This window comes from Gilvimarinus agarilyticus, from assembly GCF_000832015.1.
GTDB lineage: Bacteria > Pseudomonadota > Gammaproteobacteria > Pseudomonadales > Cellvibrionaceae > Gilvimarinus > Gilvimarinus agarilyticus.
The window spans coordinates 669,153-692,996 of the sequence record NZ_JXCJ01000001.1 but is presented as its reverse complement, the minus strand read 5'-3'; the positions used below and the strand labels follow the sequence as shown (position 1 = coordinate 692,996).

At 52.9% G+C, this 23,844-nt stretch carries 24 protein-coding genes and 1 riboswitch; of the genes, 16 read left to right on the top strand and 8 right to left on the bottom strand.

Annotated elements, in window-relative coordinates; translation table 11 throughout:
* The first annotated feature begins 311 nt into the window (after positions 1 to 311).
* Positions 312 to 584, top strand: a complete 273-nt coding sequence (locus SD69_RS03115) for a hypothetical protein (RefSeq protein WP_041522047.1) — start codon at positions 312 to 314, stop codon at positions 582 to 584.
* A gap of 247 nt (positions 585 to 831) precedes the next feature.
* Here SD69_RS03115 and SD69_RS03110 read toward each other — a convergent pair whose 3' ends face one another.
* The gene (locus SD69_RS03110) at positions 832 to 1,752 is read right to left on the bottom strand and encodes a zinc ABC transporter substrate-binding protein (protein ID WP_052480842.1); all 921 of its coding nucleotides are present in this window, start codon (positions 1,750 to 1,752) and stop codon (positions 832 to 834) included.
* A gap of 69 nt (positions 1,753 to 1,821) precedes the next feature.
* Here SD69_RS03110 and SD69_RS03105 point away from each other — a divergent pair, with 69 nt between their 5' ends.
* The 7 genes from SD69_RS03105 (at position 1,822) to SD69_RS03075 (ending at position 9,085) form a co-directional block, all read left to right on the top strand.
* Positions 1,822 to 2,316 (top strand): Fur family transcriptional regulator, encoded by a 495-nt coding sequence (locus SD69_RS03105; RefSeq protein WP_041522046.1) that lies wholly within the window; start codon positions 1,822 to 1,824, stop codon positions 2,314 to 2,316.
* A complete protein-coding gene (gene znuC / locus SD69_RS03100; protein ID WP_041522045.1) occupies positions 2,313 to 3,086 on the top strand; it encodes a zinc ABC transporter ATP-binding protein ZnuC in 774 nt (257 codons plus the stop codon). The genes SD69_RS03105 and znuC overlap by 4 nt, the downstream gene beginning before the upstream one ends.
* Positions 3,079 to 3,864, top strand: coding sequence for a zinc ABC transporter permease subunit ZnuB (znuB, locus tag SD69_RS03095; RefSeq protein WP_041522044.1), 786 nt, complete (start codon positions 3,079 to 3,081; stop codon positions 3,862 to 3,864). Before znuC ends, znuB begins: the two co-directional genes overlap by 8 nt.
* Positions 3,865 to 4,003: 139 nt before the next feature.
* On the top strand, positions 4,004 to 4,879 hold the full coding sequence (locus tag SD69_RS03090) for a UDP-2,3-diacylglucosamine diphosphatase (RefSeq protein WP_084591471.1): 876 nt from the start codon (positions 4,004 to 4,006) through the stop codon (positions 4,877 to 4,879).
* A gap of 280 nt (positions 4,880 to 5,159) precedes the next feature.
* A complete protein-coding gene (locus tag SD69_RS17955; protein WP_052480841.1) occupies positions 5,160 to 6,620 on the top strand; it encodes an RICIN domain-containing protein in 1,461 nt (486 codons plus the stop codon).
* 389 nt (positions 6,621 to 7,009) lie between these two features.
* Positions 7,010 to 7,873, top strand: coding sequence for a hypothetical protein (locus SD69_RS03080; protein ID WP_041522043.1), 864 nt, complete (start codon positions 7,010 to 7,012; stop codon positions 7,871 to 7,873).
* Between the two features lie 204 nt (positions 7,874 to 8,077).
* Positions 8,078 to 9,085 (top strand): family 43 glycosylhydrolase, encoded by a 1,008-nt coding sequence (locus tag SD69_RS03075; RefSeq protein ID WP_041522042.1) that lies wholly within the window; start codon positions 8,078 to 8,080, stop codon positions 9,083 to 9,085.
* A gap of 76 nt (positions 9,086 to 9,161) precedes the next feature.
* Here the strand turns inward: SD69_RS03075 and SD69_RS03070 are convergent, their stop codons facing one another.
* The 3 genes from SD69_RS03070 to SD69_RS03060 form a co-directional block, all read right to left on the bottom strand.
* Positions 9,162 to 9,359: a CsbD family protein gene (locus SD69_RS03070; RefSeq protein WP_041522041.1), complete on the bottom strand. Its 198-nt coding sequence runs from the start codon at positions 9,357 to 9,359 to the stop codon at positions 9,162 to 9,164.
* A gap of 290 nt (positions 9,360 to 9,649) precedes the next feature.
* Positions 9,650 to 10,468, bottom strand: a complete 819-nt coding sequence (locus SD69_RS03065) for an alpha/beta hydrolase (RefSeq protein ID WP_052480840.1) — start codon at positions 10,466 to 10,468, stop codon at positions 9,650 to 9,652.
* A gap of 126 nt (positions 10,469 to 10,594) precedes the next feature.
* Complete coding sequence (locus SD69_RS03060) at positions 10,595 to 10,945, bottom strand: HopJ type III effector protein (RefSeq protein WP_041522039.1); 351 nt, start codon at positions 10,943 to 10,945, stop codon at positions 10,595 to 10,597.
* A 447-nt stretch (positions 10,946 to 11,392) separates the two neighbouring features.
* Between SD69_RS03060 and SD69_RS03055 the strand changes: the two genes are divergently transcribed.
* The 8 genes from SD69_RS03055 to SD69_RS03020 all read left to right on the top strand — a co-directional run bounded on the left by SD69_RS03055 (position 11,393) and on the right by SD69_RS03020 (position 19,455).
* Positions 11,393 to 11,719, top strand: a complete 327-nt coding sequence (locus tag SD69_RS03055; RefSeq protein ID WP_041522038.1) for a hypothetical protein — start codon at positions 11,393 to 11,395, stop codon at positions 11,717 to 11,719.
* A 207-nt stretch (positions 11,720 to 11,926) separates the two neighbouring features.
* The gene (locus SD69_RS03050; RefSeq protein WP_041522037.1) at positions 11,927 to 12,325 is read left to right on the top strand and encodes a thioredoxin family protein; all 399 of its coding nucleotides are present in this window, start codon (positions 11,927 to 11,929) and stop codon (positions 12,323 to 12,325) included.
* 1 nt (position 12,326) lies between these two features.
* Entirely contained in the window at positions 12,327 to 13,031 is a 705-nt protein-coding gene (locus SD69_RS03045; protein WP_041522036.1) for a cytochrome c biogenesis CcdA family protein, read from the top strand.
* A 45-nt stretch (positions 13,032 to 13,076) separates the two neighbouring features.
* Positions 13,077 to 13,190, top strand: a riboswitch (TPP riboswitch).
* Positions 13,191 to 13,300: 110 nt separating this feature from the next.
* On the top strand, positions 13,301 to 15,406 hold the full coding sequence (locus SD69_RS03040) for a TonB-dependent receptor (RefSeq protein WP_041522035.1): 2,106 nt from the start codon (positions 13,301 to 13,303) through the stop codon (positions 15,404 to 15,406).
* Positions 15,407 to 15,442: 36 nt separating this feature from the next.
* Positions 15,443 to 15,706 (top strand): YkoF family thiamine/hydroxymethylpyrimidine-binding protein, encoded by a 264-nt coding sequence (locus tag SD69_RS03035; RefSeq protein WP_041522034.1) that lies wholly within the window; start codon positions 15,443 to 15,445, stop codon positions 15,704 to 15,706.
* The gene (gene pnuC, locus SD69_RS03030) at positions 15,703 to 16,338 is read left to right on the top strand and encodes a nicotinamide riboside transporter PnuC (RefSeq protein ID WP_041522033.1); all 636 of its coding nucleotides are present in this window, start codon (positions 15,703 to 15,705) and stop codon (positions 16,336 to 16,338) included. The genes SD69_RS03035 and pnuC overlap by 4 nt, the downstream gene beginning before the upstream one ends.
* Positions 16,331 to 17,104 carry a phosphotransferase gene (locus SD69_RS03025; RefSeq protein WP_041522032.1) on the top strand — a complete coding sequence of 258 codons (774 nt, stop codon included), beginning with the start codon at positions 16,331 to 16,333 and terminating at the stop codon, positions 17,102 to 17,104. The genes pnuC and SD69_RS03025 overlap by 8 nt, the downstream gene beginning before the upstream one ends.
* A 128-nt stretch (positions 17,105 to 17,232) precedes the next feature.
* A complete protein-coding gene (locus SD69_RS03020) occupies positions 17,233 to 19,455 on the top strand; it encodes an alpha-glucuronidase family glycosyl hydrolase (RefSeq protein ID WP_084591469.1) in 2,223 nt (740 codons plus the stop codon).
* 76 nt (positions 19,456 to 19,531) lie between these two features.
* Here the strand turns inward: SD69_RS03020 and uxuA are convergent, their stop codons facing one another.
* From uxuA to SD69_RS03000, 4 genes are all read right to left on the bottom strand, one after another.
* Complete coding sequence (gene uxuA, locus SD69_RS03015; protein ID WP_041522031.1) at positions 19,532 to 20,713, bottom strand: mannonate dehydratase; 1,182 nt, start codon at positions 20,711 to 20,713, stop codon at positions 19,532 to 19,534.
* 120 nt (positions 20,714 to 20,833) lie between these two features.
* Positions 20,834 to 21,082 (bottom strand): hypothetical protein, encoded by a 249-nt coding sequence (locus SD69_RS03010; RefSeq protein WP_157471598.1) that lies wholly within the window; start codon positions 21,080 to 21,082, stop codon positions 20,834 to 20,836.
* Entirely contained in the window at positions 21,079 to 21,978 is a 900-nt protein-coding gene (locus tag SD69_RS03005; protein ID WP_041522029.1) for a VOC family protein, read from the bottom strand. The genes SD69_RS03010 and SD69_RS03005 overlap by 4 nt, the downstream gene beginning before the upstream one ends.
* Positions 21,979 to 22,582: 604 nt before the next feature.
* The gene (locus SD69_RS03000; protein WP_052480839.1) at positions 22,583 to 23,821 is read right to left on the bottom strand and encodes a GDSL-type esterase/lipase family protein; all 1,239 of its coding nucleotides are present in this window, start codon (positions 23,819 to 23,821) and stop codon (positions 22,583 to 22,585) included.
* Positions 23,822 to 23,844 lie beyond the last annotated feature (23 nt).

The window sequence follows — 23,844 nt, the reverse complement described above, 5'->3', positions numbered from 1 at the left end:
GGCCAAAGCAAGCGCAAGGATACACCAAAGCCACAGGTATCTCTTTGGCGAAAACAGCGCCACATCTCTTAGTTACCACAAGTGTTACCGGTCAAAAAGTGCACAACCAAGCATTTATTTCCCCAAAAACCGTCACTTAGAGGCGGTTTCTGCAGCATTTTACAAATTAATCAAGTAATGCTATGGACTAAACCTCACTTTGTGTTACCATACGTAACAGATGGTAACAGACCGCCACAAGCGGTCGATTACGATAACCGTAAACGCGACACACCGCCGCGTTACGTCACCTAAACCAACGGAGGGATCTTATGAAGACCTATGGTGTATTACTGGCAGGATTACTTTTTGCCACCGGCGCAATTGCAAATGACGCCACCGAGCAAGCTGACAACAGCCTTACCCTGGCTGCCAATCAAACGGCTCAAGCCATCAACGTTAAATCAGAAAAGAATTTAGCGGACAACGAACTAAAAGTAATCGATGTTGATTTTACCGACAAAACCGACGCGATTGCCGACAAGTTAAGCGCTAAAATCAATGAGAAGTTCAACGAAAAAATGCAGCAAGAGCTGAGCCTGTAACAGCAGGTCGGCCTAAAGMACAACCCACTAGTGCCTACGCGCTAGCTTAGGTTGCGCGCTACAGTTTGATTGGACAGATCGATAACGATACGGAAATCGGCGTAAGATTTGATGATTGACAAGATTGATGACTGATTGAAAAGCTTTGGTTGTTCACCAGACAGCAATCCCGCGGCCCCAAGCCGGGCAACGTGAATTACTGCAGGATGTGAGCAACCAACGGTTTTTTTACCGCTTTACCCCCCATTTACTCACTAACACCCTGCAAACACCCCACTAACGCCGTCGCCAAACCGGCCATTAGATCTTGATAACTGAGAAGCGACGTAGCACTCGCCAGCGGATCCAACACACCCGTACGCAACCCCACGCGGCTAGCCAAAGTTGAAGCCGCACTGGTATCGGCATAGGGCTCGACAAACAGGCAAACCGCCTCATGCTTTAAATGCTCCTCCAGCTCATATAAGTGCCTTGCACCAGGGCGCCGCTCGGGCGTTAATGTCACGTAATCCACCTGATTAAGCTGGTAATGAGCGACAAGATGTCGATAACCGTCGTGATAAACCGCAAACCCCTGATCTTTTACTGGGGCTAATTGCTGCCGTAAACGCTCATCCAAAGCCGCAATATCACGGCTAAACTGTTCGGCCCGCTCACTATAAATATCAGCCGAGCCGGGACGCACTTGCCCCAACTGCACAGCCAGCGCCCGGGCCAAAACCATCGCGTTATCCGGGTTAAGCCAAATGTGCGGGTCCCGCCCCTCTGCGTGAGAGTGGGTATGCGAGTGCTCGGAATCATGGTCATGCTGCCCCGGCGAAGGGGTGGGCCAATGTATAGAACCAAGGTTGCCGGCCGTCAGTACCTTTGCGGCGGGCAGCGCGGCAAATGGCTTTTGCAAAAAGCCCTCCAGCTCAGGGCCTACCCAAAAGGCCAAATCAGCGTCGTTAATAAGGCGCATATCCGACACCCGCAGGGCAAACTCATGGGGAGACACCCCCGCCGGCAATATCGTGTGCACCTTGGCGTCGTCGCCTACAATGCGCTCGGCAATCATCGCCAAAGGCTTAATACTTACCACCACCTCTAGCGGTTGGGCGCGCACCACAAGGCCAAACATAAGCAAAACACATAAGAATAAAGGGCGCACGAGGCGAGCGATCGACATAGAAAACAACCTGAAGGAAGGGCTAGCAACACAATAGTTATAGTATAACATATCGGTTATACTATTCTCATGGATAATACGCCCTTAGCTTTTAGTACCCACAATCATCAGCACTGTGTCAGCGATGCGCTGCAGGCAGCGATAACCCTATGTGCCGAGCGCGGCGCCCGGTTAACACCGCTGCGCAAACAGGTGCTAGAGCTTATTTGGCAGAGCCACAAACCGCTGGGCGCCTACGCCCTAATTGACCTATTAGCGGCTGAATCTACCCGGCAGGTGGCGCCGCCCACGGTGTACCGCGCACTGGATTTTTTGCTCGAGCAAAAACTGATTCACCGCATCGGGGCCCTCAATGCCTACATTGGCTGCCCACACCCAAACCACTCGCACGCCAGCCATTTTTTGCTCTGTGATGAGTGCGGCCGCGCCGAGGAAATTCACTCTAGCGCGGTCAGCGATAGTATTCAGCAGGCCGCCGGGGATGCCGGCTTTGCGGTGGTATCTCAATCGCTCGAAGTATTTGGCCTGTGCCCTAATTGCCGCGCGGATACCAGCGCCCCATGAGCCACCCCACTGTATTACTGCAAGCACGCCAGTTGTCGGTGATTCGCGGCAATCGCACCCTGGTTGATCGGGCCGACTTAACGGTCCACGCGGGCGAAATTGTCACTCTGATTGGCCCCAATGGCGCCGGCAAAACTACATTAGTACGCGCTCTTTTAGGCTTAATGTCCTACAACAGCGGCAATCTAACTCAATTGCCTAACTTGCGCATCGGCTACATGCCGCAGAAGCTGCATATCGACCCGAGCCTACCGCTCACGGTAAAGCGCTTTTTGGCACTGGGGGGCGGCAAGCCCGCCGCGATTAACGATGCACTCACCCGCACCGGCGCGGCGCACTTGCTCGAACAGCACCTGCAGGCATTATCCGGCGGTGAAACTCAGCGCGTATTGCTAGCTCGCGCGCTGCTGCGCAACCCCCAACTACTGGTACTCGATGAACCTGTGCAAGGCGTGGATGTGGCCGGGCAGGCCGCGCTTTACGCACTGATTAACGAGCTGCGCCACGAGCTCGGCTGCGGTGTTTTGCTGATTTCTCACGATTTACACTTAGTCATGGCCAACACCGACACGGTGGTGTGCCTAAACGGCCACATTTGCTGTCACGGTCACCCGGCGCAAGTAACGGCCGACCCGGCCTACCTGGAACTGTTCGGTCATCGCGCTGAGGCGCAAATTGCGCTTTATACCCACCACCATGATCACGCCCACGATGAGTGCGGCGAGCTGCACCAGCATCACCACGATAAAAGTGAGCCGCCCCATGCCTGAGTTTTTACTGCTCGCACTGGCTGCCGGTCTCGGTGTGGCTCTGGTGTCAGGGCCTTTGGGCTGCTTTGCGGTCTGGCGTCGGATGGCCTACTTTGGCGATACCATGGCCCACTCAGCACTGCTGGGGGTTACCCTCGGGCTGCTGTTAGACATAAATATCAATATCGCCGTCGCCGCCGGTTGCCTGCTAATCGCCCTCTTATTGGTGGCCTTGCAGCGCGGACGACAACTGGCCACCGACACCCTGCTAGGCATTTTGTCCCACTCGACACTGGCGCTGGGCTTAGTGGCGATCAGCGTAATCAGCCCCGGTCGCGTTAATCTAATGGGGTATTTATTTGGCGATATTCTCTCGACCACCGTCGTAGATGTCATCACCATTTGGGTCGTGGGGGTCTTAGTCCTGGCGGCGCTGGCCTATTTGTGGCGGCCACTGCTCTCCATTACCGTTCATGAAGACCTCGCTCACGTTGAGGGCATCCCCGTGACCGCGGTACGCACCGCGCTAATGCTATTGATGGCACTGGTAATTGCCATCGCCATGAAGGTAGTAGGCGTACTGCTCATTACCGCTTTGCTGATTATTCCCGCCGCCACTGCACGGCGCTTGGCGCGCACACCGGAACAAATGGCATTGTTGGCCAGTGCCATTGGCGCACTGGCGGTAGTCGCCGGGCTCAGCGGTTCATTTTATTGGGATTGGCCTGCCGGGCCTGCGATTGTCTTGGGCACCACCGCCGTCTTTGTTTTGTCCTTACTAAAAAAACAAACGCAATAACCCCGCCCACGACAGCGATTGCCAACCCAAGTTCTACGCCCGGGGTCACTGTCACCAAAGTTTCACCAAATTGTCGCCTAACCGTCACCGCTGTTTTTCACACTTTGGGCCATCAGACAGCTGACATAGGCAACACGCCATGACGACGACTGCCCGAGAGTCTCTCACTGCAACACCCGCATCATCCTCCCCCCAGGCGGCCAAGCCGACCGCTAAAACCACTCAAAGCGCTGTAATCAAAGGACGCACCATCTGGATCTCCGATTTGCATTTAGGTTATCGCGATTGCAAAGCCGAGTACCTGCTGGAGTTTCTCGACAGCATCCAGTGTGACACGCTGTATTTGGTGGGGGACATCATCGACATGTGGGCGCTTAAGCGTAAATTCCGCTGGCCCAAAGAGCACTACCAAGTAATGCTTAAACTGTACGATATGGCCAACAACGGCACGCGCGTTATTTATGTGCCGGGCAATCACGACGAACCCATGCGCCGCTTTGCCGGCAATTTGTTTGGCCCTATCGAGATTATCGAAGAACACGAATACACCTGCGCCAACGGCAAGCGTTACCTGATTATGCACGGCGACGCCATGGACGCTTACATCAACCTAACGCACATCACGCGTTTTTTTGGCGACATAGGTTACGGCCTTTTATTGTTTATCAATCGCTGGGCCAATCGCTGGCGCAAGTGGATGGGCCGGCCCTACTTCTCACTGGCGGGGATGATCAAAGACAATATCAAAGGCGCGAAAGACGCCATTGAGACTTACCAAAAAGAAGCTACCGACGAAGCGCGCCGGCGCGGCTTTGACGGTGTGATTTGCGGCCACATTCACTACCCCGCACTAACCGAAACCAACGGTATTCGCTACTGCAACACCGGCGACTGGATCGAAAACTGCACCGCGCTGGTCGAGGATTACTCTGGCCATATGCGCTTGTTACACTTTAGCGATCAGGTGCAGTGGCGAGATCAAAAAGAAGCGCTCGAGGTGGAGCAAGTTGCGTAATAAGTCACAGCTTGATCCCTTGAAAACGATGAACCGGCCGCCTAAATGCGGCTCGGTTCTCAGCTCGCGTACCGTCTTGTGCGCGGCGTCACACATTAAAACTATAATATTATAAGTAAATCTCCCCATAAGATAGCCTGTCTCCGCCGGCTGCCCCGGCATCACAATAATTCCCAGTGGGAAATACAATAACAATCGCAGTACCTAGMCCTTTGGGCGCTAAGGATGATTGGCCAAGCTCTCACCGGGCTCATAAATCCGATCATGATAGGGATAGCTTATGTCTCGCAAAATGTATCACTCGCTTTTTATTCGCTCTGCTCTCACCGCAACGCTAGCGGCGATCTCCGCGCAAGCACTGGCCGACGCCGAAGTCACTTACACCAACGGTAGCTGGCTCGCGCGCGTCGACGGCAACAGTGTTTACAACGGCAACCGTTACTTTGATGCAATCAATGCCGCCATCAACAATATGGGCTCTGGCACCGTCAACATTCGCAACTCGGGCGCCAGCGGCAGCGATGGCGGCCAAGTCTATGCAATACGCCCCCAAGCCGGACAAACGCTGGATTTTCACGGCCATCAGTTAAACGCCAACGGCGGCGAGCTGGTGGTACCCGTGTACTGCGACCGGCGCAACAACATTACCGTGCGCAATCTGCATGTGGTGGGTAACCCGCGCTATGGTGTTTGGTTCCGCGGCTGCTCTAACGTCACGCTCGAGAACATCACCATGGATTTAAGCAACAACAATCCCGTGGGCCTCGGTATCCGGGTAGACTCCTCTACCGCACCGGCCAGCAACTTAACGGTAGCCGGCAACATCAATATTAACGGCGCCAAAGGTCATGGCCTGGAAACCTATGGCATCGACGGCTTTACCATCGGCGATGTTACGGTCACCAACAACGGAGGCTCGGGCGTGCTGTTAAACAACTCGCGCAACGGCACCGTGGGCAATGTTACCGGCCATTACAATAATTGGGGCGGCGGTTACGCTACATTTCGCGTGGCCAATAACAATGGCCCCAACGTCTCGGTCAATAGCGTGTACTCGCGCAACTCAGGGCGCGGTTTTTTTAGCGTAACCGGCAGCAATGGCACCACCATCAACTATGTGGATATCGACACCACTACGTCGCAGGGTATTTTTCTGGAAGACGCCAGCAACACTCACGTATTAAGCGGCAGTGTAAGTAACGGTAACCCCAACTGCCAGTTAGTGCGCACCGATAGCTCCAGCATCAATGTCTCTGGCTGCTCGCAAGTGGGCACGCCACCCGGTGATGGCGGCTCCAACAACGGCACCGTCAACGGCGTATACCGAATCGTGCCGCTGCACAGCAGCAAAGCACTTGACACCGCCAATTGCGGCAATGCCGATGGCACCAATGTGCAACAGTGGAGCTGGCTCAATAACGACTGCCAAAAATGGAACATCTCCCAGGTCGATGGCGACTACCACCGGATATCTCCGGTCAATGCCCCCGCGCTGGGGCTGGATATCGACTCACTCTCCACTGCCAATGGCGCCAACGCCATGCTCTGGAATTACTGGGGCGGCGAGAACCAACAATACCGCTTTCAAAGTGCAGGAGAAGGCCGCTGGAGAATCATCAACCGCCTGAGCCAGAAATGCCTCGACGTCGACGCCAATGACACCGCCGATGGCGCTAACCTGATCCAATGGGAGTGTTTGCCCGGGGCGACCAATCAGCAGTATCAGCTGATTGCGCAGTAAAACTTTCTACGGAAACCAACGAATATGGGCCGAGACACGGCCCATATTTTCTAGGTATCGCATAACTCCTTCTCCCTGCCACCTTTAACTTCACCGATCAGCAGTTGCCAAAACCAAACACCCATGGCACCCTTTACTACATTGTATGCATGGTTTATCGCCTCCTGATGAAGCTAATAACAATAAACCAATGATCTAGTCAGGAAGAATATAACAGCGTAACGCTCAGGATTCAGTGTACGTCCCCTCCTTCATGCCGGTTTGCCGAATCGGCTTTTACGCTGCGTGCAGGGTCTATCTCTCAATCCAAAGCGTAATATCTGGTGTAACCCTCCGCGATTCGCCCAAGCTTTAGAGTGATTGACTACATATATGGATGAGACCAACTAATGAGTCGTAAGAACGGATTACTTTCAGATAAATTTTTTGTAGGCGCATCTGCTACATTAGTAGTATTGATAGCCGGAGCTATATTAGTAGATTGGTCTGCAGAAAACTATCCTAACGTCTGCTTTAATAAGCCGGGGTGCTACCAATATTTCATTAGTTTTTTAAGCGAAGGAACTACAAAAGTAGCGGCTTTGATTACCCTATCAATATTAGGCTTCTACGCAACCATATACAGAAGTTATCAAACAGCCGAGATGCTTAACCAAACAGAAATAAACAACACTTTTAGAAACTACTTGGAACATAAAAATAATTTCTACAAACTAATAGAAAACTTCAACGAGAAGAGTGAGGACTTACACGTTTACGATTCTAACCAACTTTACGGAAAGTGTTTTCCTTCAAACTCACACATAGATTTCTCACCTATAGATAACAGAAATAATTTTCTAGAAACCGCCATTGACTCTTACAACGAATGGATTGATAGAGCCCTAATATTTTGTCAAGAAATCCCTAACGACCTAACAACTAGCGAAGGCGACGAACACGATGAATATATATCTCTAATTCGAGACTTTCTGAGACTAATGTTGAGTGTCCGAACCGAACCAAATATTCTAATAAAAATTGACGAAAACTATATAGACTCTCTGGAGTCAGTCAGTAATGACAAAAGACGGACTCTACTAGAAAACCCTATTCGTTGTATAAAAAGCTATCAAAACCTCTTAGAAAATCTATCTTCTTTCTGCATGATAAACCGAAGAATCGATAATATCGGACTAAATCCTAACGGCTGCCCTTTAAATGTACTAGGTGAAAATATAAAGGAGCGAGAACAAGACTTCGTACCACTATAAAAGACGCTGTTTGTAATCTTTAGAATTGGTGGAAAAGAACGAGCTAACGATCACTAGAAATACCCCTTGCCTAAGGACATAAGCGTCTACCGTAGACTTCCTGTAAGATGCCGCCTTGAAAATATTGACAATTTTCTTCAATTTTTATTCAGAAAATAAAATCTAAAATTAGAAAACAAGCTATACACTGAAGGAAAACTGATAATGAAAAAATTAGCAACAACAATAACCTCTGCCTTTTTGGCAGGAACGATAGTCGGCTGCGCCCACCACTCCGAAAACAATGATACAGCGGTGCAAGGCAACCCCCTTAACTTTGGCGAAGGATTACGTACCGCCGACCCCTCTGCCCATGTCTGGAACGACGGCAAAATGTATGTGTACACCTCACACGATGAGGAGTGTCAAGAAGATTTTTGGATGAAAGACTGGTACGCGTTTTCCTCTACGGATCTACAAAACTGGGAAACTCATGGGCCATTGCTGTCGGTTGACGACTTAAGCTGGGCAGACAATTACGCCTGGGCACCCGATGCCGCCTATAAAAATGGCAAATACTATTTAGTGTTCCCGGCCGGTACCGGCCATAAAGATAGAGTGAACCCAGAAAACAGCACCAAGTGGATGGGCATTGGCATTGCCGAAAGCGACTCACCCACCGGGCCGTTTAAAGACATGATAGATGCGCCGCTGTGGACATCGCCCTACGCCAATGATCCAAGCCTATTTATTGACGACGACGGCCAGGCGTATTTGTACGTGCACGCCAAAGACCACGATTACCATGTCGTCAAAATGGCGGACGACATGCGCAGCACAAAAGGCGATTTAGTCAAAATGGACATGGGTGGTTACGAGCCAAAAATGGAAGGCCCCTGGGTATTCAAACGCGGCGATAACTATTACTTCACCATGCCAGAAAATAACCGTGTGCTCAGCTACTATATGTCTAAGTCGCCCACCGGGCCCTGGGAATACAAAGGCGAGATCATGGGGCAAGAGCACAACAGCAATAATCACCACTCCATCGTGGAGTATCAAGGCCAGTGGATTCTATTTTATCACCGCTGGTTAGACATCGATTCAGCCTGCGGCCCTCAGCGTCACAGCGCCGCTGAATACCTGTATTTTAATGATGACGGGACGATACAACCGATTACACGTACTGACAAAGGTGTTAGTGATTTTTCTGTAAAAGTAAAACCTAATTAATCGCTGTGTTAATTTTGACGAAAAAATGGCCGGCGATGTGAACACCGCCGGCCATTTTTTAGATAGCCATGTAAGACTAGAGGCTATCAATAAAATCATTCACTTCTTTTTTAGCCTCTTCCTTAGACTTTCCGTACTTGGACTGAATTTCTCCGGCAAGCTTTTCTTGGTTGCCTTCGATACGGTCAATATCGTCATTGGTCAGCTTGCCCCACTGGGCTTTTACGCCGCCTTTCAGTTCATGCCACTTGCCTTCAAATTGATCGCTGTTCATGGTAATTCCTCATGATGATTAAGCTTTAAAAATCACACTAAAACTGGTGTGATTATTCCTGTTGCTTTACTAAAAACCCTTTCGGGGTTGTACATGAGGCATTGCATGTGGCGTGCCAAGCATAGGCAACCCGTAAAAAATTGGTTGAGGCCGCGAATGGCGGCCCGTCTGAGAGGGGAAACAACTTTTTCTAAAGCCATACAGTATCGGTCTTTGTATTTATCTTACGTAAAACCTTATGCATTTGTAATTTTTACGGATAGACCGACGCGAGTGATGTTTAATAAACGTTACTGATTGCCACAGGTTTTTCGCAAAAATTCGTCCACATCATTTAAAGTCGGCGCCAAAAAACCTAACGGGCGGCCCATCGCAGCCAAAAGTTTTACGTGCGTGACCCCCTCGTAGGTTTTACGTGTCACGGGTACACTGGCAGATTGCAGTTTTTGCTCAAGCGAGATCGCCGACTTAGGCGTGACGGTTTCATCGTCGACGCCGTGTAAAATCAACGTGGGTGGGTTTTCAGGCCGGACATGATTGACGGTTAGCGCGTCAACCTGTTTCGATTCATCGTCACCAAAAATGTCCGTCCAACGTTGTTTTTGGGTGGGTAAAAAATAATCATGCGGGCCGGCCAGACTCACATAAGCATCGATAATATCGCTGGACAGCCCCACCGCCTTCAAATATTTCGGATCATAGCTGATCAAGCCGGCAATCATCGCCCCCGCTGAGTGCCCCATCATGATTAAGCGACGCTTTTGACGCAATTCGCTGAGCGGCTTACTGGCCAGCGCGTGGGCGACATCTTCAACAAATACCGGGTAAGTGACCTCGGGGTAGAGCTGGTAATCGGGGACGGCGACCGTGTAGCCTTTGCGGGCCAGCGCCGCGCCGACAAAACCGTATTGCTCTTTGGTGCCACTATCCCAGCTACCACCATAGACAAACACGATCAGGCAGGCGTTATCGTTTTGCTTGGGCCGGTAGATATCCAGCTGCTGGCGTGAATGCTCACCATAGCGAACATCGGATTCAGCTCGATAGCCAGCGGCACCATTTACGGTATTTAAAACATCGGTACCACTGCAGCCCGCCAGTAAAACCATAAGTATTAAGCATCCAACTCGAGTGTATAAATGCGGCAAGCAAGCCTCCTACCCGTTATCTCGCGATTACGCAGCGTTTATAACCATACGTCTGACCTACCGCTTTGGATTGCCCCGCTTAGGTCGTTAGACGTTTTTGCGAATCAGCGGCTCGCCCTCAAACTCGATGCCAGCCCATCCGTGCTGAATAAAATTGCGGATATTGCCGTGATCTGTGCCCTCTGGGTGGGCTAACACATCGTCGCGGTAATAATGGCCAAAGCAGGCTAATGTTTGGGCCTCCGTTAAACCGTGGAGTTTGGCAAAAGCAAAAATTTTGCATGAGCCTTCATTGCTACGCGCCGCATTTTGCAGTTCACCGTTACCAAAAGCGGTGGGCTCGTAATCATAAAACGCGTCTATTATCTGCATAACTTCAGAAAACTCGACGCTAAGTGGCTCACTCGATATTTTTTCTACAAGAATCTCGGGGGTCATAGTTCAGTCTTCGCTGTTGCGTTTGAAGGGCATTACCCAAAGGTGCAGCCGGGTATAATTGACCTTGCCTTGCTGCCGGATCGATCACATATTGATCACCCTCTCGTCGAACGCCAAGTCGTTAACAGCAAACTCAGCGGATGAGTGGTTTAGACCACCTAAAAGCTGGGCATAAGACTCGTTTTTACAGCTGATCAGAGGCTTGCGATAATCCTTTGCCAAGCTTCACGAATAGTGAAGTGGACGCTAAACATTGGGTAACCATTAAAGCCAATATTATAACGGCCCGCCCCCCTAAACCATAGTCCACACTCTGACACAGCTCCGGCCTCCATCGTTGAGTAGGCCAGTTTAAGTTTTTGTCGCCATCACCGTTGAACTGACTTATATTACACGCAGGTGTTGAATGCGACGCCACCCACCATAACATTTTGGGAATTTCTATTGATGAAGAAACTCGCGGTTCTCTGGATTTTATTGTGTTTGGGTTCACTGAGTGCCCATGCCGACAATATGTATGTAAAAGTAACCAACAATACCGGTAGCGACATTTACCACCTGTATGTCAGTAGCGTTGGCAGTGATGAATGGGAAGAGGACGTACTGGACGTTGACGTACTGTTAGATGGCGAGACAGTGACGGTAAACTTAACCGGCTATTCCAACCCAAAATTCGATGTGCAAGCCGAGGATGAAGACGGTGATACCTACACCATCGAAAATATCAATGTAAAAAAGTACGACCTAATCCTTACCCTAGACGATATAGATTAAATCCGGTTAGCTTTTACAGCGATGCCTCCAAAGCCGCCTTCGCAATAGGCGGCTTTTTAATGCCCAAGCTGCCCTCCAGAACCCCCGCTAAGCCAGAGCTCACCCACGGCCTCCCTTTAAGCGGTAAACGCCTGTAACATTCTTGATCTTCATGAGTCTGTTAACAACCACTTAACCAACACCGGTTTAATACCTACGAGGCTTAGTATGAAAGTTTTGCGTTCTTTAGCTCCCCTAATTACCATTCTAGTGCTGTTTACCAGCCTGCAAGCACACGCCCTAGAGGCAGAATCTTTTACCAAGGAGCGCTTTGACGCCTTACAGGCGGAGGGGGCGCCCATTTTGGTAGACGTTTACGCCACCTGGTGCCCCACCTGCAAAAAGCAGCGAGAAGTGTTAAGCGCCTATCAAACACAAAACCCCGACACCGAGCTGGTGATTTTAGAGGTGGACTATGACGATCAAAAAGAGTGGGTAAAGCATTTTAAAGCTCCGCGCCAATCTACCCTGGTGCTGTTTGATGGCAGCGAACAGGTGTGGTTTAGCGTTGCCGAGACCCGCGAAGAGAAAATCTTTGGCGCACTAGACGAGCTGTTGGAGCCATAATATGACACTAGAGTTAACCGCGCTGCCGCTGGCCTTTTTGGCCGGCATCCTCAGTGTGCTTTCGCCTTGCGTTTGGCCGCTGGTGCCTATTGTGATGGGCTCGGCTGCCGGTGAAAGCCGCTACGGGCCTTACGCTCTGGCGGCGGGGTTGAGCTTGTCGTTTGCCATTGCCGGCACATTACTGAGCTTTGTATTGGTCAGTGCCGGGCTCGACCCGGAGTTGTTTCGCTACATCGCGGCCACTTTATTGTTGCTGGTCGGTCTGATTTTGGTGATCAAACCACTGGGCGACTGGATCAGTTTGCGCCTGTCGCTGCTAACCAGCCGCTTTAACAGTGCCACCGAGAACGCCTGGGGCGGCCAGTTTGGCGTGGGCTTTTTGCTCGGTATGGTGTGGTTGCCCTGTGTCGGGCCAACCCTGGGTGCGGCAATCGCGCTGGCATCGTTTGGTCAGCAAATGGGCACGGCCTTTATCATCATGCTCGCGTTTGGTTTGGGTACCGCGCTGGCGCTGCTCGCGGCGGGCATGCTGTCCGGCAAATTACTGAGTCGCTTTTCGGGAAAATTGAGTACCAGTGCCAGCCGGGGCAAGCTAATTTTAGGCTATATGTTGATCGTGTTGGCGCTGTTAACCCTAACCGGATTAGATAAAGTGCTCGAGGCTTGGGCCGTTGGTTGGCTCCCCGATATCGCCACGAGCTTGTAAGCGGCAATTCAGTGGTATTAACGGCAGATAAAACATCGTAAAATAGCGACATCCTCGGGGTGGCCAGACGGTTCGCCGTCAGCCTGAGACGCAGCCAATGCGGACCCGTTGAACCTGATCCGGTTAATGCCGGCGTAGGGATTGGACTATTCGCACAACCATAAAACGCCCACCGCTAATCAATTAGCGTCAAGCACTAATAACGTGCCCCAATTACAACGCTATCAAATGCAGACCGGGTCTCCAACTCATTACTCGGAGACTCAACCATGACAAATACACTGAGCTTAAGTGCCCTCACCCTGGCCATAGCCACGCAAGCCCACGCTGCGCCAGAGGCCATCGAAGAAATTATCGTCAGCGCCGATTTTCGCGCTGCACCACTGCAAGATATATCCACCAGCGCCAGCGTGATTGGTGCCGACACCATTAAAGCCCGCGGCGCCGAGCACTTAGCCGGCATCCTAAACACCGCTCCCAATGTAAACTTCTCGACCGGCGCCTCGCGCGGGCGGTTTTTTCAGATTCGCGGTATCGGTGAGCGCAGCCAATTTATCGAGCCGGTAAACCCCTCGGTCGGCTTGTTGGTCGATGGTATCGACCTCACCGGCATTGGTGCCGCCGCCACGACGCTGGATATCCAGCAAGTAGAGATTTTGCGCGGCCCGCAAGGCACTCTCTACGGTGCCAATGCGCTGGCCGGTTTAATCAACATGGTATCGGGCACCCCCACCCAAGACTTTAGCGGTGAGCTGTCCGCCACTGTGGGCAACTACGACACCTACACCACCAGCGCGATATTAAGCGGCCCCATTAGCAATGATGTAGGGTTTCGGGTAGCACTCGAGCAGCACAGCAGCGACGGCTACCAGGAAAATGCCTTTTTCAATATCGACGACAACGCCAACATCGACGAGCAAACCGCACGCGGCAAGCTCAACTGGCAAGTCGGCGACGCCCTGGCGCTGGATTTTACCGCTATGTACGTCAATGTAGATAACGGCTACGACGGCTTCTCGCTGGATAATACCCGCACCACGCTATCCGACAACCCCGGTCACGATCGCCAAGAGACTGTGGCCTTCTCCGTCAAAGCCAACTGGCAAGTCAGCGATGCGTTCCACGCCGAGGTGCTGGCCAGCAACGCCAACTCAGACACCGAATACGGTTACGACGAAGACTGGGCCTATCCCGATATCTGTGTCGATTTCACCTGTGTTTACGACGGCTACAATTCCTTTGATAATTACCAGCGCCAAATCGACAACAGCACGCTCGATGTACGCTTGGTATCGGATCACGAGGCCGGCGAGCTGGGCTGGGTGGCGGGGGCTTACTACCGCGATCAATCCGAGCATTTACGCCGCGAATACACGTATTTAAGCGAAGACTTTTTAAGCGACTTCAGCAGCGACAACACCGCGCTTTACGGACAACTCGAGGTCCCCTTTAGCCAGACGCTACAACTGGTCACCGGCCTGCGCTACGAACAACGCGATGCCAATTACCGCGATAGCGATGGCGTTAGCTACGAGCCCAGCGAAGATATGTTGGGCGGTAAAGTGGCGCTGGAATACCGCCCGGATGAATTAACCCTGTGGTATGGGCTAGTCTCGCGGGGCTACAAAGCCGGCGGCTTTAACGCTAATGGCGACATACCTGCCGAAGACCGTGAATACGACCCCGAGTTTTTGTGGAACTACGAAGCCGGCCTTAAAACCACCAGCCAGGATGGCCGCTTGCAAAGCCAGATCGCGCTGTTTTATCAAGACCGCGATGACCTGCAAACCAAGCAATCGTTAGTACAACCCGACGAAGGCGATATTTGCCCTTGTAGCTTTATCGACTACACCACCAACGCCACCGCAGGTACCACCTACGGTTTAGAGGCCGAATTAAACTGGCAAGCCAGCGATATGCTGAGTGTGTTTGCCAGCTTAGGGCTGTTACGCAGCGAGTTTACAGACTTTGTAAGCTTCGCCCACGCCGAGGCGAAACCGGCCGAGGGTATCCCGTACGATCTTAGCGGCCACGATTTACCCCACGCGCCCCACTACCAATTTACCACCGGCGCGGTATTTAATATTACCGAGCATTGGTACGCACGTGTCGAGGTAGAGGGCAAAGATAGCTTTTATTTCTCCAGCCGCCACGAGGCACAGTCGGAGTCCTACGAGCTGTTAAATGCCCGCATCGGTTACCAAACGGCGCAGTGGGAACTTGCCCTCTACGGCCGCAACCTCACCGATGAAGACACTCAAACCCGCGGTTTTGGCAGCTTTGGCAACGACCCACGCGATGGCTACACCACCAAACCGTATTATCAGTTTGGCGAGCCACGCGTCATTGCCGCCACTGCCAGCTATCGGTTTTGAGTAAACTGACCCAAACCCAACCATCAGAGAGCCACTATGCAATTATCCGTAGAACTCAGCATGTACCCGTTTAACGGCGATTATCTGCCGCCGATTAAAGGGTTTATCGACTGGCTCAATGAGCAGCCGGGTATCCGGCTGCAAACCGTCGCCACCTGCACCATCATTACCGGCGATTACGACCGGGTAATGGACGTGCTGCGCGACGGCTTTAAAGTCAGTATGGAGCAACACGGTAAAGCGGTATTTGTCGCCAAGTTTTTGCCGGGCTTTGCCGCCCTGCCCGAGCAGGACGCATGAGCGAGGGCGTAACCGAGCAAGTGGCCAGCGCCTGGCAGGCGATGTCGGGCTGGGAGATCGCGGCCGTTATATTGGCGATTGCCTATTTGTTGTTGGCCGTGCGGCAAAACAGCCTGTGCTGGTACTGCGCGTTGGCCAGCACCGCGATTTACACCGCCCTGTTTTGGGATGTACAGCTGCTGATGGAGTCGGCCCTTAACGGTTACTATATGTTAATGGCTGTGTACGGCTGGTGGCAGTGGCACCACGGCGGCGCGCGCGATACCGAGCTGCCGGTGCAACGCTGGAGCGGCAAAAAACACGCCCTGACCATTGTAACCATTGCGCTGCTAACCCTCACCTCGGGCAGCTTACTGCACCAATACACCGGCGCCGCCTGGCCCTATGTCGACTCGTTCACCACTTGGGCCAGCGTCATCACCACCTTTATGGTGGCCCGCAAAGTGTTAGAGAACTGGCTGTATTGGATGATCATCAACACCACCTCAATCTTCTTATTTATCGACCGTGGCCTGTACCTAACCGCCGGTTTGCTGGTGACATACTTAGTGATCTCGGTGTTTGGTTTTATCAGTTGGCGGCGCGACTACAATAACCACTGCGATGCCACCACCGGGGCGGCACGTGCCTGATACAGTCGGTTTGCAAACGGTACTGGCCAGCTGGCGCGAGTGGCCACTACCCATTAGCGCCCCGCCCAAAGTGCTGGGCCCGATACCCGGTGGGCGCACCAACCGCAACGTTAAAATCGAAGCGCCGGGTATTGACGGGCCACTGATATTGCGCCTTAACAACCGTCGCAGCGCGGCGCTGGGTATTGACCGCGACGCCGAGGCGCAAATTCTGTTTAGCGCCGCCAACGCCGGTATTGCGCCCGCGCCGCTACACCAAGACCCAGAACACCGCTTTGCCCTGTTGCCGTTTATTAAGGCGCGGGTATGGCAGGCGGCGGATTTTGCCAACAGCCAGCAACGGGCGCGGCTGCTGCGCCTGCTGCGCTCAGTGCGCGAGCTCAGCCCGGCAACAGCCACCCGCTCTTATCACGCCTACCTCTCCCACTATATACAGCAACTCGAGGCCGCCAATGCCGTCACCCCAGAGCTACGCCAGCGCTGGAGTGAGTTTGTGCCGCCGCTAAAAGCCTTTGATGCCGCGCCCTGGCCGGCACAGCTCACCCACCACGACCTGATCCCCGAGAATGTACTCGATACCGGTGGCCGCCTGTACCTTATCGATTGGGAGTACGCCGCCATCGGCCACGCCGACATCGACTTATGGTGCATCGACCCCGCTTTGGTACACGAGCCTTTTATCCACGAGCTAGCCCGCTGGACCAACGATTTATGGGAGCGCGTGCTGGCCCTACCCGCCAACCAACAACCCAACGCCCCGGCATAGGCGTTGTTCTGGCGCTACACTGAAGTAACGTCAATTTTTGTCAACGATCGCCCAATACGCCCCACCAAACCCTACCCAATGCTATGATAGTCAAAATGACCATAACAAAATGACATAGGACACCTAACATGTACCCACAACGCCTGCCCCTGTTAGATCGCAGCCGTGCACGTTTGACGCTGTTTGTATGTGTGATACTGACGCTTGTGTGCAGCACCGCTCAGGCCGAAGACGGCTACCGAATGTGGTTGCGCTACGACGCCATCAGCGACACCAGCCGGCAACAGCAATACCGCGAGCAGCTGCAACACATTGTCGGCAGCGCGCAATCGGCCACCCAACTAGCGGCCCGCGATGAGCTTGTGCGTGGCCTTAACGGCTTGCTGGCACAAAACACCAAGCTCAACCAAAGCGCCGATGCCAGCGGTAGCCTGATTATCGGCACCCCAGCCAGCTCGCCCGTCATTGCTAAGCTCCAGCTGGATGCGCAACTTAACGCCGTGGGGCCCGAGGGCTATATCATCCAGCGCGCGACGCTAGCCGATAACCACAAAGCCACGGTGATTGCCGCCAACAGTGATGCCGGCGCGCTTTACGGCGCATTTCACTTACTGCGCCTGCTGCAAACCCACAGCGATATCAGCGACGTTAACGTGCAGTCGTCACCCTCGGTGCAACACCGCGTGGTAAACCACTGGGACAACCTCAACCGGGTCGTCGAGCGTGGCTATGCCGGATTGTCCCTGTGGGAGTGGGGCAACCTGCCCGAGTACCAAAACAACCCGCGCTATATTGATTACGCCCGCATCAATGCCTCGCTAGGTATTAACGGCACCGTTATTAATAACGTCAACGCCGACGCGCGCATCTTAAGCGATGCCTTTTTAGCCAAGGCCGCCGCGCTGGCCGAGGTATTCCGCCCCTACGGCATTAAGCTGTACTTGTCGGTTAAGTTTAACTCGCCCATGTTGCTCGATGACTTTGACACCGCCGACCCACTCGACCCCAAGGTGCAGCAATGGTGGCAGGAGCGCGTTAAAAAAGTGTACGAATACATCCCCGATTTTGGTGGCTTTTTGGTTAAAGCCAACTCAGAGGGGCAACCCGGCCCGCAAGATTTTGGCCGCAACCACGCTGAAGGCGCCAACATGCTTGCCGACGCACTGGCGCCTTACAACGGCTTGGTGTTTTGGCGCGCCTTTGTGTATGCGCCCGAGCAAGGCGACCGGTTTCGCGAGGCCTACGACGAGTTTAAACCGCTGGATGGCAAATTCCGCGACAATGTAATTGTGCAAATTAAAAACGGTCCCATCGACTTTCAGCCGCGCGAGCCGTTCTCGCCGTTATTTGGCGCTTTGCAAAAAACCAATATCGCCCTCGAGCTGCAAGTTACCCAAGAGTACTTTGGTTTTTCCAATCATTTAGCCTATCAAGGCCCACTGTTTGAAGAAACGCTGCAGGCCGACACTTACGCCCAGGGCAAAGGCAGCACCATTAGTAAAATTTTAGCCGGTGATGTGTTCGACTATAAACACACCGGCATGGCCGCGGTGATCAACCCCGGTACCGATCGCAACTGGACCGGCCACACGTTTGTGCAAGCCAGCTGGTACGCGTTTGGTCGTATGGCCTGGAACCTTGATTTAAGCTCTGCCGCCGCTGCCGATGAATGGGCGCGCATGACCTTTAACAATCAAAAAACTGTGCTAAACCCCCTTAGCGACATCATGGCCATAAGCCGCGAGGCCGGTGTTAACTACCGCATGCCGCTTGGCTTAACCCACCTTTACGCTCAGGGCCACCACTACGGCCCGGCGCCGTGGCACGACAAATCAGGCCGCCCCGACTGGACAGCCTTTTACTATCACAAGGCCGATAAAAACGGCATTGGTTACGATCGCACCGAACGCGGCTCTAACGCCATCGAGCAATACTTTGGGCCAATAACCCAGCAGTTTGCCAAGCCTGAAACCACCCCCGAAGACTTAATGCTTTGGTTCCATCATTTACCGTGGGACTACACCATGCAGTCGGGCAACACCCTGTGGCACGAGCTGGTAAGCAAATACGACGAGGGCGTAGCCCAGGTGCACGCCATGCAAACCCAGTGGCAATCACTCGAAGGTCACATTGACGCCGAGCGTTTTGCCCAGGTACAAGCGCAATTAAAAGTACAATTGCGCGACGCCATTTACTGGCGCGACGCCTGCATCAGCTACTTTGCCAGCGTTAATGGTTTAGCACTGCCCAAAGGCTCGCCCGAGCCGGCGCACTCGCTAGAGTTTTACAAAAGCCAGGAGAAAATCCGCTACGTACCCGACGCTTGGTATCCATTTCCAACCGGGCATTAATGGCACGCCATAAAAAGCCCAGCATTTGCTGGGCTTTTTATTTATTAGGCAACAGATTATCGCGTTGGCTACCGCACTATGCGTTTACGCGGGTTAAGGCATGAATCACCCCGCGCAACTCAGCCAAACCGCGCATACGGCCACTGTAAGAGTAACCGGGCTTTACGCCCTCGGCTTTTTCTTCGTCGGCCATTAGGTGACCGTGATCGGGGCGCATGGGGATGGAGGGCATATCTTCACCGGCCTGCTGGCGGCGACGCTCCTCTTTTAGTAGCGCGCTGATCAGCCCGACCATATCGTTATCGCCATCAAGGTGATCAGACTCAAAAAACGAGCCGTCTTCTTCACGCTTAACATTGCGTAAATGAACAAAGTAAATACGCGAGCCAAACTCTTCGGCCATAGCGACCAAATCGTTGTCGCAGCGTGCACCATAAGAACCGGCGCATAAGGTTAAACCATTGGCCGGGCTGTCTACCGTAGTCAGAATTTTACGGGCGTCCTCGGCCGTTGAGACGACGCGGGGCAAACCAAACAGCGAGAACGGCGGGTCATCGGGGTGAATGCATAGCTTAACGCCGCTTTCCTCTGCCACCGGCACCACGGCTTTTAAAAACTCCATTAAGTTGTCGCGCATGCCCTCGGTACCAAGGGCGATAAATTGCTCGATCGCGACTTTAATGGACTCGCGCGTGTAAGAGCCTTCCCCCCCGGGCAAACCGGCGATAATGTTTTTCTCCAGCAGTAGTTGCTCTTGCTCGCTCATGGCTTCAAAGCGGCTTTTGGCTTTATCGAGCACCGCCTGGGTGTAATCAGACTCGGCGCCGTCACGCTTTAGCAGGTACACGTCGTAGGCGGCAAAATCGGTAATTTCAAATCGCAGGGCCTGGCTGCTATTGGGCAGGCGATAACTTAAATTAGTGCGAGTCCAGTCAACCACGGGCATAAAGTTGTAACACACCGCCGGGATGCCCGCTTTGCCCACGCTTCTGATGGACTCTTTGTAGTTTTCAATCAACTGCACGTAATCGCCACTGCGGGTTTTAATATCGTTGTGCAGCGGAATACTCTCCACCACATTCCAATGTAACCCTGAGGATTTAATCAGCTCGTTGCGGGCGATAACGTCTGCGGCGGGCCACACGTCACCGGTGGGGATTTCGTGCATCGAGGTAACGATATGCGTTGCCCCCGCCTGCTTAATTTTTTCCAATGATATGGAATCTGTTGGGCCAAACCATCTCCAGGACTCTTGCATTGTTTTTATCCTACCGTTTATCGATTACTACCAGCCGTTCTGTATAGGCTTTGTTGCTGACGAAGTAAACCACGCCTGGGTTAAATAAAGTTAACCCAGGCGTGGTTTGTTTCGCGCTTACTAGTGGATTCTCCCCCCGACCGAAATGCTGCCGTGCATCCGCGGGCCCGGGCCGTAATAGCCGCCACCGCCATGGTAGCCGCCGTAAGAGCCAAAGCTTGAGGACACGCCCACGCTGCCGTACACCTGCGGGTCGCAACCGGAGACGCACAGCATCGCAAACGCCAACATGGCGGCTACGAGGCCTTTACTGAGTTTTTTACCGACGGCTTTGCGCGTAACGCTTTTTGTCATAGTGTGTTGTCTCATGGCGTAGCCTCCGGATTAACGGGCCAGGTTTGCAACGCGATACCTGCACCGGATGGCCCGGCAATTAAAGCGGCGCGTCCCCCGGCTAAACGATCCTGGGCTGGCAGTAAAATCGCACCACCTAACGCTTCGACCCGGGCCAAAATATTATCCAGGGCCTCGGCATCGGTGACACGTAAATAGCTCACCCAGGTAGGGTCCAGCTGCTTAACGGGCATGTTCATCACACCGGCGCGGGGGTGATTGTGAGCCTTGAGTACCCGGTAATCTTGTTTACCGGTTTCCGGATGCTCGGCTTCGGTATAGGGCATTAAGTCACTGTAAAAGTTGCTGGCATCGCCCACATCGGTGGTCCACAGCTCATTCCACAAAAAGTCACCGGCAGCAATGCTGGTGCGGTCGGCAGGGTCGCCATCGGGGGTTTGCAACAATGCAAACAGGGCACCCTGCTTATCTTTGGCTACGGCCATTTTACCGCGGGCGTTTAGATCGACAATGTCACCCAACACCGTGCCGCCTGCTGAGCGGATGCTGGCAACACTCTGCTCGATATTATCGCTGGCCAACACCACAACCCACTGGGATAAGTTGCTATCGGCTTTTAAATCGTCCTGATCGACCATACCGCCAATCACGCGTCCCTCATGGGAAATCACGTGGTAGCTGGCGTGACTGAACATTCCTGTGGGGATCGAGATCGCCTCAAACTCCCAGCCAAACAGCTGCTCGTAGAACGCCTGGCTGGCAGCGGGTTTAGCACTGATTAAGTCGTGCCAAATCACTTTGCCCGGCAACCGTTGGCTACTCGACTCACCCACCGCAGGCAAATCTACCTGCATCTGGGCGCAGCCGGTTAATGTTAGCGCTGCTAACGCCCCTATCCATCGTTTTTTCATGATGACTCCTCTTTACGCCCGAGCGCACGGTGTGGGTTGAACATCGAATGTGCTCTGCTGTCCCTCGATGATAACAGCCCGATGTTATGGTGTCGTTGTCGCATCTCGTTAATCTCACCTGTGTTGCGGTAGCATATCAAGCAGCTGACAACATCACTGAAACAGCCGCCCTCCTCAAAAACGCCTTAAACCAGGCTAGCAGCCTATCAATACCGTTGCCTATTTCACATCATCCATAAAAAACGGCCTGGTGTTACCCAGACCGTCTCGGTTGCACCAGCTCTACCGAGCTGTTTTTATTGGTTAAAGGCCTTGAAGCGTAAACTTATCCAGATTCCACTCCCAGCCCTGACTGCCAGCACCGGTTACCCGAAAGGTGTGCTCACCCCGAGTCAGCAAGACAGGCGCAGACATTATCGCCTGAAATTGATCCCAGTTGCCGTTGTTAGGTGCGCTGTCCGTACCCAATGAATACCATCGACATCGAGCTCGATGGCACTGCCATCAACCGCGGTGCTCAAGTAGTAGGTAAGCGCGTACGATCCGTCCTCTGGTACTCGAACGATGGCCTAAGAATACAACGACAGACCACGCCCCGAGAAAATTAGTTTTCTATATGCCGCTTAATAAGCGGCACTAATTCATTCGCCCACAACTGATAGCCATACTCATTAGGGTGAAGTAGATCGGGCATGATCTCTTCCGATAAATTACCGTCTTTATCTAAGAACACGCTGTTAAGGTCAGTAAAAAACACCTGCTCGCCATCGGCAAAGTTGCGCAGCCTTGCATTGGCAAGCGTATTATTGCGCCGGGCGTAGTCATCGGCGGTGGCGCCGCGCGGGAATATCGCCAACATCAGTATTTTGCCGTCGGGTAAACGGCGCTTTAGCTCGGTAAGAATTTGCTCCACACCGCGGGCAATCGCAATCGGTTCATCCTGGCGGTGGCCAGTATTATTAGTTCCGATCATCATCACAACCAGCTCCGGGTCAATATCGGCCACCTCTCCGTGCTCTAAACGCCACAACACGTTTTCCGTTCGGTCGCCGCTAAACCCCAGGTTTAAACTGGACCACTCGGCAAAAGCTTGCTCGTAAACAGGCTTACCAGACTCTTCCCAACCCTGAGTAATCGAGTCACCGATAAACACCAGCTGCGGATCGCTTTTGGACGCTATTTTTAGTTTTTGCTCATGCCGGGGTATCCACCAGCTTTTAGCCCAGTGCGCATCCAGCGGTGCGGGGGTGACCGATGCGGTTTTGTAATCGGGGCAACTCAAGACAATATCCACCGGCGGCACGCTCGCCTCAAGGCGCATATCACTTAGCGTTAACTGGCCGGTACCACTGGTGGCAAATCGCAGTGGCGTGCGCTCGACAAACAATGTGTCGTTATCGCGCACCAGACACGACATAGGTAGCGCCACCGTTTGTGGCCCCTGATTTAACAGCGACTGCACCTGGTTAGCAAGCGATACCCGACGCTCACAACCGCCACCACACAAGCGGGCAAAATCAAAGCCGGCATTCTCAAACTGCTCTAGGTGAAGATCAAACACATAGGCGCCATGGCGATAGTCCGTTAGATCTTTCGGCGCTGAGAAGTCCACCTCGAACCCCGCCCACCAACTGTCGTGCCAGMTCGCAAGAAGACCTCCAGCAGTTTGTTCTACACTGATGGCACGCTCCTCGTCGCCCAGTGTTAACAAGCTGGATGTCATCAGCTCGCGCTGGTTGTGGGTAAACAGTGTTAGGCGGGTATCACTTTGCAGTAATGCGACAGCGTCGGATTGAGCATTTTTACTCACGCTCGAGCACGCAACTAATGTCAATACAGCCATACCAATAAGTAATCTTCTAAACA